The 13,519-nt window shown below is 41.5% G+C and carries 13 protein-coding genes; 1 reads left to right on the top strand and 12 read right to left on the bottom strand.

What is annotated here, in order from left to right; genetic code table 11:
* Positions 1–50 precede the first annotated feature (50 nt).
* The 11 genes from B0184_RS00710 to citD form a co-directional block, all read right to left on the bottom strand.
* Positions 51–1,388 carry a replication-associated recombination protein A gene (locus B0184_RS00710; RefSeq protein WP_005708575.1) on the bottom strand — a complete coding sequence of 446 codons (1,338 nt, stop codon included), beginning with the start codon at positions 1,386–1,388 and terminating at the stop codon, positions 51–53.
* Positions 1,389–1,396: 8 nt separating this feature from the next.
* Positions 1,397–1,885, bottom strand: a complete 489-nt coding sequence (gene mreD / locus B0184_RS00715; protein WP_005708466.1) for a rod shape-determining protein MreD — start codon at positions 1,883–1,885, stop codon at positions 1,397–1,399.
* The gene (mreC, locus tag B0184_RS00720) at positions 1,885–2,949 is read right to left on the bottom strand and encodes a rod shape-determining protein MreC (protein ID WP_005708534.1); all 1,065 of its coding nucleotides are present in this window, start codon (positions 2,947–2,949) and stop codon (positions 1,885–1,887) included. Before mreC ends, mreD begins: the two co-directional genes overlap by 1 nt.
* Positions 2,950–3,038: 89 nt before the next feature.
* Positions 3,039–4,091, bottom strand: a complete 1,053-nt coding sequence (locus tag B0184_RS00725) for a rod shape-determining protein (RefSeq protein WP_005708619.1) — start codon at positions 4,089–4,091, stop codon at positions 3,039–3,041.
* A gap of 204 nt (positions 4,092–4,295) precedes the next feature.
* On the bottom strand, positions 4,296–4,583 hold the full coding sequence (gene rplY / locus B0184_RS00730; protein WP_005708554.1) for a 50S ribosomal protein L25: 288 nt from the start codon (positions 4,581–4,583) through the stop codon (positions 4,296–4,298).
* A 187-nt stretch (positions 4,584–4,770) separates the two neighbouring features.
* A complete protein-coding gene (locus B0184_RS00735) occupies positions 4,771–6,039 on the bottom strand; it encodes a malic enzyme (protein WP_005708490.1) in 1,269 nt (422 codons plus the stop codon).
* Between the two features lie 152 nt (positions 6,040–6,191).
* Positions 6,192–7,643, bottom strand: a complete 1,452-nt coding sequence (locus B0184_RS00740) for an anion permease (protein WP_005708545.1) — start codon at positions 7,641–7,643, stop codon at positions 6,192–6,194.
* Positions 7,644–7,660: 17 nt separating this feature from the next.
* Positions 7,661–9,043: a triphosphoribosyl-dephospho-CoA synthase CitG gene (gene citG / locus B0184_RS00745; protein WP_005708529.1), complete on the bottom strand. Its 1,383-nt coding sequence runs from the start codon at positions 9,041–9,043 to the stop codon at positions 7,661–7,663.
* Positions 9,044–9,103: 60 nt separating this feature from the next.
* On the bottom strand, positions 9,104–10,606 hold the full coding sequence (gene citF / locus B0184_RS00750; protein ID WP_005708514.1) for a citrate lyase subunit alpha: 1,503 nt from the start codon (positions 10,604–10,606) through the stop codon (positions 9,104–9,106).
* A gap of 12 nt (positions 10,607–10,618) precedes the next feature.
* The gene (citE, locus tag B0184_RS00755; protein ID WP_186334912.1) at positions 10,619–11,494 is read right to left on the bottom strand and encodes a citrate (pro-3S)-lyase subunit beta; all 876 of its coding nucleotides are present in this window, start codon (positions 11,492–11,494) and stop codon (positions 10,619–10,621) included.
* A gap of 8 nt (positions 11,495–11,502) precedes the next feature.
* Positions 11,503–11,790, bottom strand: a complete 288-nt coding sequence (citD, locus tag B0184_RS00760; protein WP_005708463.1) for a citrate lyase acyl carrier protein — start codon at positions 11,788–11,790, stop codon at positions 11,503–11,505.
* Between the two features lie 239 nt (positions 11,791–12,029).
* On the opposite strand from citD, the gene metF reads away from it, so the two are divergent.
* The gene (gene metF / locus B0184_RS00765) at positions 12,030–12,908 is read left to right on the top strand and encodes a methylenetetrahydrofolate reductase (protein WP_005708522.1); all 879 of its coding nucleotides are present in this window, start codon (positions 12,030–12,032) and stop codon (positions 12,906–12,908) included.
* A gap of 65 nt (positions 12,909–12,973) precedes the next feature.
* Here metF and smrB read toward each other — a convergent pair whose 3' ends face one another.
* Positions 12,974–13,513 carry an endonuclease SmrB gene (gene smrB, locus B0184_RS00770; RefSeq protein WP_005708491.1) on the bottom strand — a complete coding sequence of 180 codons (540 nt, stop codon included), beginning with the start codon at positions 13,511–13,513 and terminating at the stop codon, positions 12,974–12,976.
* Positions 13,514–13,519: the final 6 nt, after the last annotated feature.

Here is a 13,519-nt window from a genome sequence, read left to right on the forward strand (position 1 = left end):
ATTTGCAAATATTTCTGCAAATCCCACCGCTTTCCTCTATTTATATTGGACTATCTATATCGTTTTTGTGGACTTTGAATATCTTGTGCCTTCAGCCACGCCATTTTTTCTTTAATCTGTTTTTCCATTCCGCGTTCAGTTGGGAAGTAAAATTCCGTGTCCTTCAACTCAGGTGGGAAATAATTTTCGCCTGCAGCATAAGCATTCGGTTCATTATGAGCATAACGATACCCATCGCCATAACCGAGCGATTTCATTAACTGCGTTGGCGCATTACGTAAATGCTCGGGCACATCATAATCCTTCGCCTCTTTTGCCAAACGTTTTGCCTCATTGAATGCCGTATAAACTGCATTGCTTTTTGGGGCAACAGCCAAATAAATAACCGCTTGTGCAATGGCACGCTCCCCTTCATAAGCTCCTACTCTGGTATAGCAATCCCAAGCATTAATCGCAATTTGCATAGCACGTGGATCGGCATTCCCAATATCTTCAGAGGCAATGGCTAATAATCGGCGTGCAACATAAAGTGGATCACCGCCTGCAGTTAAAATGCGGGCATACCAATATAATGCACCATCAGGCGAAGAGCCTCGAATAGATTTATGCAAGGCTGAAATCAAATCGTAATAGCGATCACCACCTTTATCAAAACGGGCTTGCCGTTCGCCTAGAATTTCTGTTAACAAGGATTTATTGAGTAACTTGCCTTTTGCGGTCGTTTCCGCCATATCTGACATCAGCTCTAAGCAATTCAACGCATAACGTGCATCACCATTCACATAATCGGCAAGTAAATCAAGTACTTCATCTTCAAGCACAAAAGTCTCGTTGCCCAAACCTCGCTCTTTATCGGTCAAAGCTTGCTCTAATATGCTTAAAATATCTTGCTTTTGAAGTGGTTTGAGAATGTAAATTCGAGCCCGAGAAAGCAAGGCATTATTTAATTCAAAGGATGGATTTTCGGTTGTTGCACCAATAAAAATAATCGTGCCATCTTCAATATGGGGCAAAAACGCATCTTGTTGGCTTTTGTTAAAACGATGTACTTCGTCCACAAACAGTACCGTTCTTCTACCTGTTTGCTGATTTAATTTTGCTTTATCAATAGCTTCGCGGATCTCTTTAATACCAGACGTTACCGCTGAAATACGCTCTACTTCTGCATTTAAATGGTGTGCAATAATCTCTGCTAATGTGGTTTTACCCGTGCCAGGGGGGCCCCAGAAGATCATTGAATGAGCTCGTTGCATTGCAATCGCTTTTTGCAGTGGCTTGCCTTCGCCAATTAGGTGCGATTGTCCTCGATATTCTGTCAGCGTACGAGGGCGCATTCGGGCTGAAAGCGGTCTAAAATCTTCAGTAAAATCAAAAGAGAAAGTGCTCATTTTTTCCTCTAACGTAAGCGTAATTGACGGCGAATTTGTCGCATCAGCAAGAACACCCAAGGCCAGAGAATGCCGCTAATTACAGCACCGATAATTTCTTGGCTATTGAACGTTGCAGAATGTAAAAGTACACCAATTAAATAGATAAAAATACGAATAGCGATAATATAAGCAATCACAATCACGCCCTGTAGCCAAAGCGAGAGATTCCGCAAAATAAGATGGTGTTTTGTGACAAAATAGATCGCTATAGAAAGCACAAGTGCGTGAACACCAAGCACCGAGCCTAAAATCAAATCCCAAATGATGCCAGCTACAAAAGCCGTACCCACACTGACTTTATCAGGCAATGCTAATGCCCAATAAATCAACACGAGAATAAGCCAAGAAGGGCGGAAACCTTGTAAACCGACAGGCCAAGGCATAATTTCTAAAATAAGAGCGACCACAAAAATAAACGCCAATACAATGATTTGGAAAAGTGGATGCTGTCGCATTATTCCGCTCCTTGTTCAGTATGATGTTCTTGCTCTTGCACTGCTTCTGGTTGAGCTGCCGGATTGTCCGAGGCTTCATCCGTTTGATCAATCACCTCTGGTTTTTCTTCTGGTTTATCTTCAACCTGCTCTTTCTTATTCGTTAAATTACGCAAGCGATCAATTGGGCTAACGCTACGGCGGCGCTCTTCAACCACTTCTCGGACTTCTTGAGGAGAAAGGGCTTGAGCTTTACGCATTTCATCGTTAATTGGCCAAAGTAACAGCAAGTAACGCAAGCGGTCTAAAGAAGCAAGCGGTTTTGCAATAATACGAGCAAATTGGCTTTTTGTATCATTGGTTACACTTTCTACAATTGCTACGGGATAACCTTCTGGAAAGCGACCACCTAAGCCCGAAGTAACAAGTACATCGCCTTTCATAATATCAGTCGAACGAGGCAGATTATCGATAACAAGTTCATCATTATGCCCCGTGCCATTTGCGATACCTCGCACATCATTACGCAATACCTGCACAGGCACAGCATGAGTAATATCGGTAATCAGCAACACGCGGCTCATACTCTCGCCCACAGAAATTACTTGCCCCACAACACCGCGTTCGTCAATTACCGCCTGCCCAACATAAGCACCGTTTTTTTGCCCTTGATTAATCACAACTTGCTGACGATAAGCATCCATCTCTGAGGTTAAAACTTCAGTGATTTTCTTATATTCATCTTGACGTAATGGCGAGCCTAACAACAAACGTAAACGTTGGTTTTCAACTTTTAACTGATCAAGTAACAACAAATCGGCGTTTTTCTCGCGAAGTTGCTCTTTTAACACCTTGTTTTCAAGCTGTAATTTATTGGTATCAATAAAATTATCACTGATGCCATCTAACACTGAACGGGGAGTATTGGCAAAATAGTACAAGCCGCTCACAGCAGTTTCGAGCATATTACGGATTTGGATCATCGCACTGCTTCGACCATCGAGCACAATCAACGTGATTGAAATGCAAATTGCAAAGAAGAGGCGAACCCCCAACGAGGGTGTTTTCGCAAAAATTGGCTTCATAGAGTTGCTAATAAAATGAAAAGGGTTGGGATTAAATAGAAAATGGACATAAACTGATGTCCATTTCTATTTTAAATGATTAGCCGATATTACTCATCGTGGCTGAAAACATCACCGCCATGCATATCGATCATATCTAACGCTTTACCACCACCGCGAGCCACACAAGTTAATGGTTCTTCAGCAGTCACCACCATCACGCCTGTGCAGTCAGATAACAAGCGGTCTAAATTTTTCAATAAAGCACCTCCACCCGTTAATACCATACCACGTTCGAAAATATCTGCGGCTAATTCTGGTGGGCATTGTTCTAATACCGCTTTGACTGCATCCACAATACCCGTTAATGGCTGTTCGATTGCTTCTAATACGTGTTTTGAGTTTAAAGTAAATGTACGTGGTGCACCTTCGGCAAGGTTATGACCGTGTACTTCCATCTCTAAAATATCATCATCATTTTCAATTTTCGCAGTTGCGATCTCTTTTTTGATACGTTCTGCGGTAGCCTCACCAATCGCTGAACCGAAATGACGACGCACATAAGCAACAATCGCTTCATCTAATTTATCGCCTCCAATACGCACAGAGCTTGAGTACACAATACCGTTTAATGAAAGCACAGCCACTTCGGTTGTACCGCCACCAATATCAATAACCATCGAACCTGTTGCTTCGTGAACAGGTAAACCTGCACCAATTGCTGCCGCCATAGGCTCTTCAATTAAGTAAACTTCACGAGCACCTGCACCAATTGCAGACTCTTTAATCGCACGGCGTTCAACCTGTGTTGCACCTGCTGGCACACACACCAATACACGCGGGCTAGGACGCATAAAATTATTGCTGTGCACTTGTTTAATGAAATGCTGTAACATTTTTTCTGTTACGAAAAAATCTGCAATCACCCCATCTTTCATCGGACGAATCGCCATAATACTTTTTGGCGTACGACCAAGCATCAATTTTGCATCTGAACCAACAGCAGCAATGCTTTTTAACGATCCCATTCTATCTTGACGCACCGCCACTACAGAAGGCTCATCAAGCACAATGCCCTGCCCTTTTACATAAACTAAAGTATTTGCAGTACCAAGATCGATTGATAAATCGTTAGAAAATAATCCAAGAAATTTTTTAAACATAGACGGAATCCGTTATTTATAGCTACCTACATAGAGCGACCACCTAAGGTAGTCGCAAAAAATTGCCCTATAATATAGCAAAAAATAGGCATTTGTTTCAACGGATAAACGAATAATCAGGATAAAATAACGTAAATTAAAATAAAAAAATCCCGAATACATAATGCATTCGGGATAATCGTTTAGACTATAAGAGCATCTAAATTATGCACGTTTGAAGTCCAAGTGAACTAATTTTGGTTTAGTTGGGTGACGCTGAATCGCTTGTACTTTCACTTTTTCTTCTTTGCCAGCCACAACGATAATTAAAACTTCGTTGTAGAACGCATCATAAGCTTGTGCGTTGTTTACGTTATCGTGGTTTAAAACGATTGATACAGGTTCTGCATTACCACCGTAGATGATTGCAGGAACTTGACCAGCATGACGCAGGCGGCGGCTCGCACCCTTACCTTGCGCTGTACGAACTTCAGCTTCAAATTTGAATGACATAGTGTAATTCTCTTTAAATAAATGGAATTTTCATTCCGTTAAAAATAAAAAATAGCAGGCGACCCAGCTATCTTCGTGAATAATTGACAAATAGTCGGGACGTATTTTACACACTTTCCGACCAAATGCCAAGCTTAAAAATGAAGAAAGAGATAGCTTTTCGGCTATCTCTTTTGCAAAATTCAGATTAAGCGGTTAATTTTTTCAATCTTTCTGCATAAGCATTCCAATCGGTAATTGGACGCGTTGCGACTCCGCTTTCCATTGCAGCTTTAGCAACCGCTGATGATACCTGCACGATTAAACGCGGATCAAATGGCGTTGGGATTAAATAATCTGCACCGAATGATAAGTGACCATAGTTTGAAATCACTTCAAGTGGCACTGGTTCTTTGGCTAAATCTGCGATGGCGTGAGCGGCTGCCATTTTCATTTCTTCATTGATTGCGGTTGCCCCTACATCTAAAGCACCACGGAATAAGAATGGGAAGCAAAGCACGTTGTTTACTTGGTTTGGATAGTCTGAACGACCAGTACATACAACCGCATCTGGACGTACTGCTTTCGCATCGTGCGGAGTTGTTTCTGGCACTGGATTTGCAAGTGCAAGAATTAACGGAGTATCTGCCATCGTTTTGATCATCTCTTGGCTTAATGCGCCTGCTTTTGAGCAGCCTAAGAACACATCTGCACCTTTGATTGCATCTGCAAGGGTACGCCAGCCATTATCTTCAATGGCATAGAACTGTTTGGTTTCATCCATTTTATCGCCACGACCTTTGAAAATCACCCCTTTCGAGTCACACATTGTGATGTTCTCTTTTTTGAAGCCTAATGAGCGAAGCAAGTTAGTACACGCAATGGCTGATGCACCCGCACCATTTACCACTAAATGCACTTCATCAATTTTTTTGCCTACTACTTGTAAGCCATTTAATGCAGCCGCACCCACGATAATTGCCGTGCCATGTTGGTCATCGTGGAAAACAGGGATGCCCATACGTTCACGTAATGTTTTTTCGATGTAGAAACACTCTGGTGCTTTAATATCCTCAAGGTTAATACCACCAAAGGTCGGCTCCAGAGAAGCGATAATATCGACTAATTTTTCAGGATTGGTTTCGTTGATTTCGATATCGAAAACATCAATGCCTGCAAATTTTTTGAAAAGTACACCTTTACCTTCCATAACAGGTTTTGATGCCAATGCCCCAATGTTGCCTAACCCTAATACCGCTGTACCATTTGAGATAACAGCCACTAAGTTACCCCGAGCAGTATAACGGCTTGCTGTGGAAGGATCTTTTTCAATTTCTAAGCAAGGCTCTGCTACGCCAGGTGAGTATGCAAGGGCTAAGTCGTGCTGAGTTGTAAGGTTTTTGGTTGGGGTCACAGAGATTTTACCTGGGATTGGAAATTCGTGAAAATCAAGGGCTTCTTGTTTTAAATCGCTCATGTTATGTCCTTATTTTGTCGTGTTATGGAATGAATGTAGAGATTTTTATCAAATTAAGAAAGATAAGTTTGATATGGTATATAAGATAACAAAAAGCGGTGAAGTTTTGCAAAATTTTTACAAAATCCCACCGCTAGTTGATTAAGAAACAATTAGTTTACCGAAGGTAAAATGCCTGCACCGAAGAGGTATTCCCACCACGCTAAACCTAAAGTTACGTGAATGATTAAGCTACCGAATGCAACCACTGCACCTGCAATCCACCAAGATTTGATGTCGTTATAACCTGCACCAAATGTGATTGGGCCTGGGCCACCGCCGTAATGTGTTACAGAACCACCGTAAGAGTTAGAGAATAATAAGCCCAACGCTAATAATTCAACTGGTGCACCCGCCACTTTACCTACGGTTGCGAATACTGGCACCATCGCAGCAACATAAGCACCGCCTGATGCGAATAAGTAACGCACAGACACACTTAAAATTAAGATAACGATTAACGCTAATCCACCTTGACCTTCAAATTGAAGATAGTTTTCAAGGGTTTTTGCTAACCACGTGAAGAAACCTGCTTTATCTAAGATGCTTGACATACCGATGATACCACCGTACCAAATTAAGGTATCCCAACCTGCTTTGTTTTTACGCACATCATCCCAAGATACGATGCTTAATACAATGCAAAGCACCATGGTAATTAACGCAACTGTTGTTGCATTTACGTGTAAGAAATCGGCGAAAATCCAACCAAATAGTGCTAATACGAATAACACCGCTAATGATTTTTCACGGAAAGACATTGGACCTAACTCTTCCAAGCCTTTTTTCGCAATTGCCTTGTTATCTACTTGTTTTAACTCAGGTTTTGCGATGAGATAGCAGATGAATGGAATGATGAATAAGCATAATAAGCCTGGTACAGAAGCGGCTAAGAACCACTCTACCCAGTTTAATTTGATGCCTAAAATTGGCGACATTAGTTCTAATGCCAATGCATTCGGTGCCATTGCGGTTAAGAAAATGTATGAGGTGGTTTTTACCGACATATACACGTTCATCATTAAATAGCGACCTGCTAATTTGGGTGATTTTTCGGGATCTGAACCTAATGCTACCGCCACGCTGTTCATAATTGGAAAAACAATACCACCCGCACGTGCTGTATTTGATGGTGTTGCAGGAGATAATAATAAATCCAAGAACATACTCACATAACCGATACGCAATGTGGTGCTACCGAACCAGTTGATCATATGGTATGCGATACGTTTACCCAAGCCAGTAATCACAAATGCAGAACTTAGCGTAAATGCGGTAAAGATTAACCACGTTGTACCAGATTGGTAACCTGAAAGTGTTTGGCTCACTTTCACAAGCTCTTTTGCCCCTTCGGTATTACCAATGGTTGCGGCAGATGCGGCAACTGCTGCCAATAATAAGACTGGCTCACCGAATGGTTTGATCACCAAACCAACGATAGTTGCGATATAGATACCTAACAAACGCCACGCAATCAGAGACAGCCCCTCTGGTGCAGGCAACAAGAAGAAAATCACAGGAATGGCAACCAACACTGCAGTTTTCTGAGCTTTAGATAAAGCCATAGTTCACCTCTAAAAGATTAAAGTTTAAGATAATGTTTAAGGAAAATCAGTAATGCCAACAGATCTGCACTGCCCCCTGAGCTGAGGTTACGAGCAATACACGCTTGATCAAGTTGGCCCAAATTGTTTTTTAGTTCGCTTTCATTCAGCAATATACTTGGATTATCCAGCAATTTTTTTGCCTCTTGCTGTACAAATTTCAGTCCTGCCATTCCGCCACGATGTATTACATTTGTATCGGGGTTCACCGCCATCAAATAAACCAACGCTATCAACCATTGATGCTCAGTTGAGTTAACCTTCTTATTTGACAGAAAATCAAGCGTTTGACGAACCAACGCAAAACCACTTTCTGCCTCGCCTCTTGCTCCCGTTAAACCATACTGCTGAAAGAGCTGAACGCCTGCGGTAAGCGGTTGATTTTTCGGGAAATATTGCAATTCAGCACAAAGCCCTTGGGTAAATTCTGCCACCATTTCGCAAATCTGGTCGATATTTATTGCCACATGATGCTGCTGATATAATCGACCTATTGCCGTACAAACCAAGCCAAAAGCAAAAATTGCCCCTTTATGGGTGTTTACCTGTTCTGTTGCTTGCAACATTGCTTGTTCTGCTTGCAAACCAAGCGGTCGAATTTGGCGGAGAATTTGCGAACTTGGCTCTTCAGCGGTTTTCATTCCTTCTAATACAAAATGCGAGAAAAATGGCTTTAATGCCAACGCACTTTGCTCGAAAGTGTGCAAATTCATATCCTTGTGCGAACCATTATTTATACTGTCTACTAAACCTGGCTTAGGCGAAAGTCTGGCTTCACTCAGCAAAGCAGAGTAAGCCAATTCTGCAATTTGTTCAGCAAAATCCACCGCTTGTACACGAGGCTGCATTTCCGCAAAAATCTCATCAAAACTATGCTTACGAGAGCGTGCACAGCTTTTGGCATTATCATCGCATACCAAACAAGGACGTGGTGGGAAATCAAAATCAGCACGACTTAATAAATTGCCGTTATGGTCAATCACATCAATATCCCACAATCGAGCTAGTGGCGAACTATCTTCTAGCTGCACTGTTTCTTGCTTGAGTAAATTTGCCTCAATAGGCAGTACAAATAACGCTTCGTGCCCTGTTTCCAACGGGCGAATAAATTGGGCACTGGGTTGCACGCCCAATTTGTCAAATAAAGCGGTCAAATTTTCTAGTGCTTTTGCAAAAACAAAATCTAGCAAAGCATTTTTCTTTATTCCCCCAACCGCAAGCAAAGTTAGCGAAAGCACCGTTTCACCATATTGCTCAAGGCATTGTTGTTGGAGATTAGCACGATTTTCTCGGGCTTCTAAAAGCTGCTCAAGTGAAATTTCTTGCCCTTCAAGAGAAAATTTTTTGAAAAGATGTTGCAAATTTTGACCGCTCTTTTTATGTATTGCGAGCGTGAACCTTTGGTTCACACACCCTATAAATTACTCTTTAACCTGATACACAGTATCAATCACCGAACCATCACGATAACGCACCACCGCAACTGGTTTGTCAGTAAATTCTATCTCTTTTGGTTTACCTGTGATGCTGTAAGCACGTTCACAAAGTTGCTCAATCGTGAATAACGGAATGCCCGCATTGGTTAATGCTTCGATTAAATCTGGACGTTTCGGATTCACGGCAACACCGTGATCGGTCACAAGAATATCAATGTTTTCACCTGGCGTTACGCAAGTAATCACATTTTCCACTACCGTTGGGATACGACCACGAACGAGTGGCGCAACAATAATTGCCACTTGAGCAGAAGAGGCAGTATCACAGTGACCACCTGAAGCACCGCGGATCACACCATCAGAACCTGTCAACACGTTCACGTTAAATTTGGTGTCGATTTCAAGTGCTGAAAGAATCACCACATCTAAACGCTCAACAGAAGCTCCTTTTGAGCTGTAGTTTGCATATTGGTTTGCCGATACTTCAATATGATTTGGGTTACGTGCAAGAGATTCAGCAGCAACGGCATCGAAACTTTGCACATCGATCAATTTTTTGATCAAGCCTTTTTCGTGTAACGCCACCATACTTGAGGTAATGCCACCTAAAGCGAAATCAGCCGTAATGCCATCACGTACCATTTTGTCTTCTAAGAAACGGGTTACTGCAAGTGCTGCACCACCAGAACCTGTTTGAAGTGAGAAACCATCTTTGAAGTAGCCAGAACCGAAGATCACTTCCGCACATTTACGTGCGATCAATAATTCACGCGGATTGGTTGTCATACGGGTTGCTCCACCGCCGATTTTTTTCGGATCACCTACCGCATCAACTTGCACAATTAAATCCACTTGATCTTGAGCAATACTAATTGGGTGGTGTGGATATTCCGCAAACTCTTCAGTTAATAACACCACTTTATCGGCATATTCCGCATCTACACGAGCGTAACCTAATGAGCCACATTTGCTTTTGCCTGTAAAGCCATTTGCATTACCGAATTTATCACAGCAAGGCACACCTAAAAAGGCAACGTCGATTTTCAACTCACCTGATTTCACTAAGTGAACACGACCACCGTGAGAATGGATGTTTACGGGCTCAGCCAAAATACCTTTTGAGATTTCATCAGCTAATTGACCGCGTAAACCTGATGAGTAAATTTTGGTGACTACGCCATTTTTGATGTGCTCAACAATTGGGAAATGGCTGTCGATTAACGAGCTTGAAGCTAAGGTTAAGTTTTTGAAGCCCATTTCCGCAATTTTGTTCATTACCATATTTACCACGAAGTCACCGCCACGGAAAGCATGGTGGAATGAAACGGTCATTCCATCTTTTAAGCCTGAACGGCGAATAGCGTCTTCAAGACTATCGCAAATTTTGCGGTCTTTTGCTGTACGTGTAAGAGATTCTGCTTTTGGCACCGCTTGATAAACTGGGCGACCTGCGTTGAATTTTTCGATACGTTGTTCACGAGTTGTCATTTTTTATTCCCCTTACTCTTCACGGATACCAGATTTTGCACGTTCAAGAACGAGTTTCGCACGGTCAATAATTGGTGCATCAATCATTTTACCGTTTAATGAAACTACACCTAAACCATTACGTTCAGCTTCTTCTGCAGCGTCAATAATGCGTCTTGCTTGATCCACATCTTTTTGTGTTGGTGCGAATAAATTGTGAAGTAACTCAATTTGGCGAGGGTTAATTAACGATTTACCATCAAAACCTAATTGTTTGATTAACGCTGCTTCTGCTAAGAAACCTTCTTCGTTGTTTGCATTTGAGTAAACCGTGTCGAATGCTTGAATACCTGCAGCACGAGCAGCTTGGAGAATTGAGCAACGAGCGAATAATAACTCAATACCTTCTGGAGAACGTTCAGTTTTTAAGTTACGCACATAGTCTTCTGCCCCTAATGCGATACCGATTAAACGTTTAGAAGCCGTCGCAATTTGGTTTGCTTGAGTAATACCTAATGGCGATTCAATTGCCGCCAACATTTTGGTTGATCCCACTTCACGACCGCACACTTTTTCGATTTCAGTGATTTCACGATCCATATCAATTACATCTTGTGCGGTTTCCGTTTTTGGCATACGCACCACATCAACGCCTGCACGCACAACGGCATTTAAGTCAGCTAAACCAAATTCAGAATCTAATGGGTTTACACGCACAACGGTTTCAATCTCTTGATAAAGTGGGTGCTGTAAGGCGTGAGCGACTAAGATACGTGCGGAGTCTTTCTCTTTTAACGCCACCGCATCTTCAAGGTCGAACATAATGGCATCAGGTTTATAAATGAACGTGTTACTAATCATCGCAGCATTTGAACCTGGCACAAACAACATGCTTCTTCTTAATTTAATTGGTTGGCTCATAGCACTTTCTCCCAGTTAATTTGCTCATCGGTTGCACGTAATAATGCCGCTTTTAATCTTGCACGAAGCACGCAATCTAATGCACCTTTATCTTCCACGATCACTTGGGCGTTTGAGACCTCAAACTGTTTTAACACATCGTGAATGGTGGCAAGAATATCGTCGCCAAATTGTTTACCTACTGAACTGTTAAGTTCAATTTCAAGCGTATTAGCCGGTGCAATTCGCACTTGTGCATCGCTAGATTCTAATGTGCCAGCTACGGCAGCTTTGGTTATCTGCATAATGCGTTCCTTATTTCAAATTAACAAAAGTGGTTTATTTCAGTGAAAAAACAATTCCTAAGCATTTTACTGATTTTTTATCAAAAATCTAATAATAAAGGGGTACTCTTGATGTATATCAAAAAAATATTTTGCATGAATATATTTCATATTAAATTCTAAAAATATGAGCTTGCTTTAATAAATTAATCCATTTAAAGTGAAATTAATTTCGATTTTACAGAATAACAGAGGTAGCTATGAGCTTTGCAACAGATATCGATCATTTAAACCAAAACATCGCAGATTTAAACGGGAAAATTAACGTCTCTTTTGAATTTTTCCCACCTAAAAATGAAAAAATGGAAAATTTACTGTGGGACTCTATTTCTCGTCTTGCGCCACTTAAACCGAAATTCGTCTCCGTGACTTATGGGGCAAACTCAGGCGAACGTGATCGCACACATAGCATCGTAAAAAGTATTCAACAAGAAACAGGGATCGTCGCTGCACCGCACTTAACTGGAATTGATGCAACGCCTGATGAATTACGCCAGATTGCCAAAGATTATTGGGATAACGGCATCCGTAATATCGTGGCTTTACGTGGCGATGAGCCAGAAGGCTATGCGAAAAAACCATTTTATGCGTCCGATTTAGTGACTCTATTAAAAGAAGTGGCAGATTTTGATATTTCAGTTGCCGCTTACCCTGAAGTTCACCCAGAGGCAAAATCGGCACAAGCTGATTTAATCAACTTAAAACGCAAAGTGGATGCAGGTGCAAACCGAGCTATCAGCCAGTTCTTCTTTGATATCGACAGCTACCTTCGCTTCCGCGATCGCTGTGTGAATGTAGGGATTGATGTTGAAATCGTACCCGGGATTTTACCTGTGACTAATTTCAAACAGCTTCAGAAAATGGCAAAAATCACTAACGTGAAAATCCCAAGTTGGATGCACAGAATGTATGATGGTTTAGATGATGACCCAACCACTCGCAACCTTGTTGCTGCAAGCATCGCAATGGATATGGTTCGTGTATTATCGAAAGAAGGCGTGAAAGATTTCCACTTCTACACCCTCAACCGCTCAGAATTAACCTATGCAATTTGCCATACTTTAGGGGTAAGACCTTAATTATAATGAAAACAAGCGGTCGGATTTTACAAAAATTTTGTTAAATTCGACCGCTTGTTTTTATTTTAGCGCTCAAACAATCGACGTTCCAAACTGTCTTGTTGTTCGACTAAAATCAGAATAGCCGCATCTCCGCCCCACTCTCTTGGTGCTTGGTGCAAGGCTAACACTTTCGGGTGTTGCACTAACCAGCGTGGAATTTGATCTTTAAGTGTGCGAGTACCAAAACCTGTCATAATGCTCGCGCAATAAACGTGTTCACGTTCGCACGCTAAAATTAAAGCGGCTAACTCTTTTTTCGCTTTTTCTTTAGTTAAACCGTGCAGATCTAAGAACAATTCTGGTTGGAAATCACCTCGGCGAAGCTGTTTTAAAATGTAAGGATCGACATTTTCACGCAAATAGCGAACTTTTTCATTTTCTTCTTTTAGAAGCGGTTCATATTCATCCGAAAAGAAAAATTCGGTATCTTTTTGTTCTTGTATTTCACGCAGTTCGTTAATTTTTTTGCGTGGTGATTGGCTTGGGATAAACGTATCTTGCTTAATTTTTTTTGTGCCTTTAATTGCTTCGCGAAATAGTGCGAAATCATCTGTATCTATCATTATTTT

It is taken from the genome of Haemophilus paraphrohaemolyticus (assembly GCF_002015045.1).
Classification (GTDB): Bacteria; Pseudomonadota; Gammaproteobacteria; order Enterobacterales; family Pasteurellaceae; genus Haemophilus_A; species Haemophilus_A paraphrohaemolyticus.

Excerpts from the sequence above, each read along its gene's own strand:
- B0184_RS00740 (WP_005708545.1), bottom strand. The coding sequence starts at position 7,643 with ATGGCTTTATCTAAAGCTCAGAAAACTGCAGTGTTGGTTGCCATTCCT.
- B0184_RS00735 (WP_005708490.1), bottom strand. The coding sequence starts at position 6,039 with ATGAGCGATTTAAAACAAGAAGCCCTTGATTTTCACGAATTTCCAATC.
- citF (WP_005708514.1), bottom strand. The coding sequence starts at position 10,606 with ATGACAACTCGTGAACAACGTATCGAAAAATTCAACGCAGGTCGCCCA.
- rplY (WP_005708554.1), bottom strand. The coding sequence starts at position 4,583 with ATGTCATTCAAATTTGAAGCTGAAGTTCGTACAGCGCAAGGTAAGGGT.
- B0184_RS00710 (WP_005708575.1), bottom strand. The coding sequence starts at position 1,388 with ATGAGCACTTTCTCTTTTGATTTTACTGAAGATTTTAGACCGCTTTCA.
- B0184_RS00725 (WP_005708619.1), bottom strand. The coding sequence starts at position 4,091 with ATGTTTAAAAAATTTCTTGGATTATTTTCTAACGATTTATCAATCGAT.
- mreC (WP_005708534.1), bottom strand. The coding sequence starts at position 2,949 with ATGAAGCCAATTTTTGCGAAAACACCCTCGTTGGGGGTTCGCCTCTTC.
- mreD (WP_005708466.1), bottom strand. The coding sequence starts at position 1,885 with ATGCGACAGCATCCACTTTTCCAAATCATTGTATTGGCGTTTATTTTT.
- smrB (WP_005708491.1), bottom strand. The coding sequence starts at position 13,513 with ATGATAGATACAGATGATTTCGCACTATTTCGCGAAGCAATTAAAGGC.
- citD (WP_005708463.1), bottom strand. The coding sequence starts at position 11,790 with ATGCAGATAACCAAAGCTGCCGTAGCTGGCACATTAGAATCTAGCGAT.
- metF (WP_005708522.1), top strand. The coding sequence starts at position 12,030 with ATGAGCTTTGCAACAGATATCGATCATTTAAACCAAAACATCGCAGAT.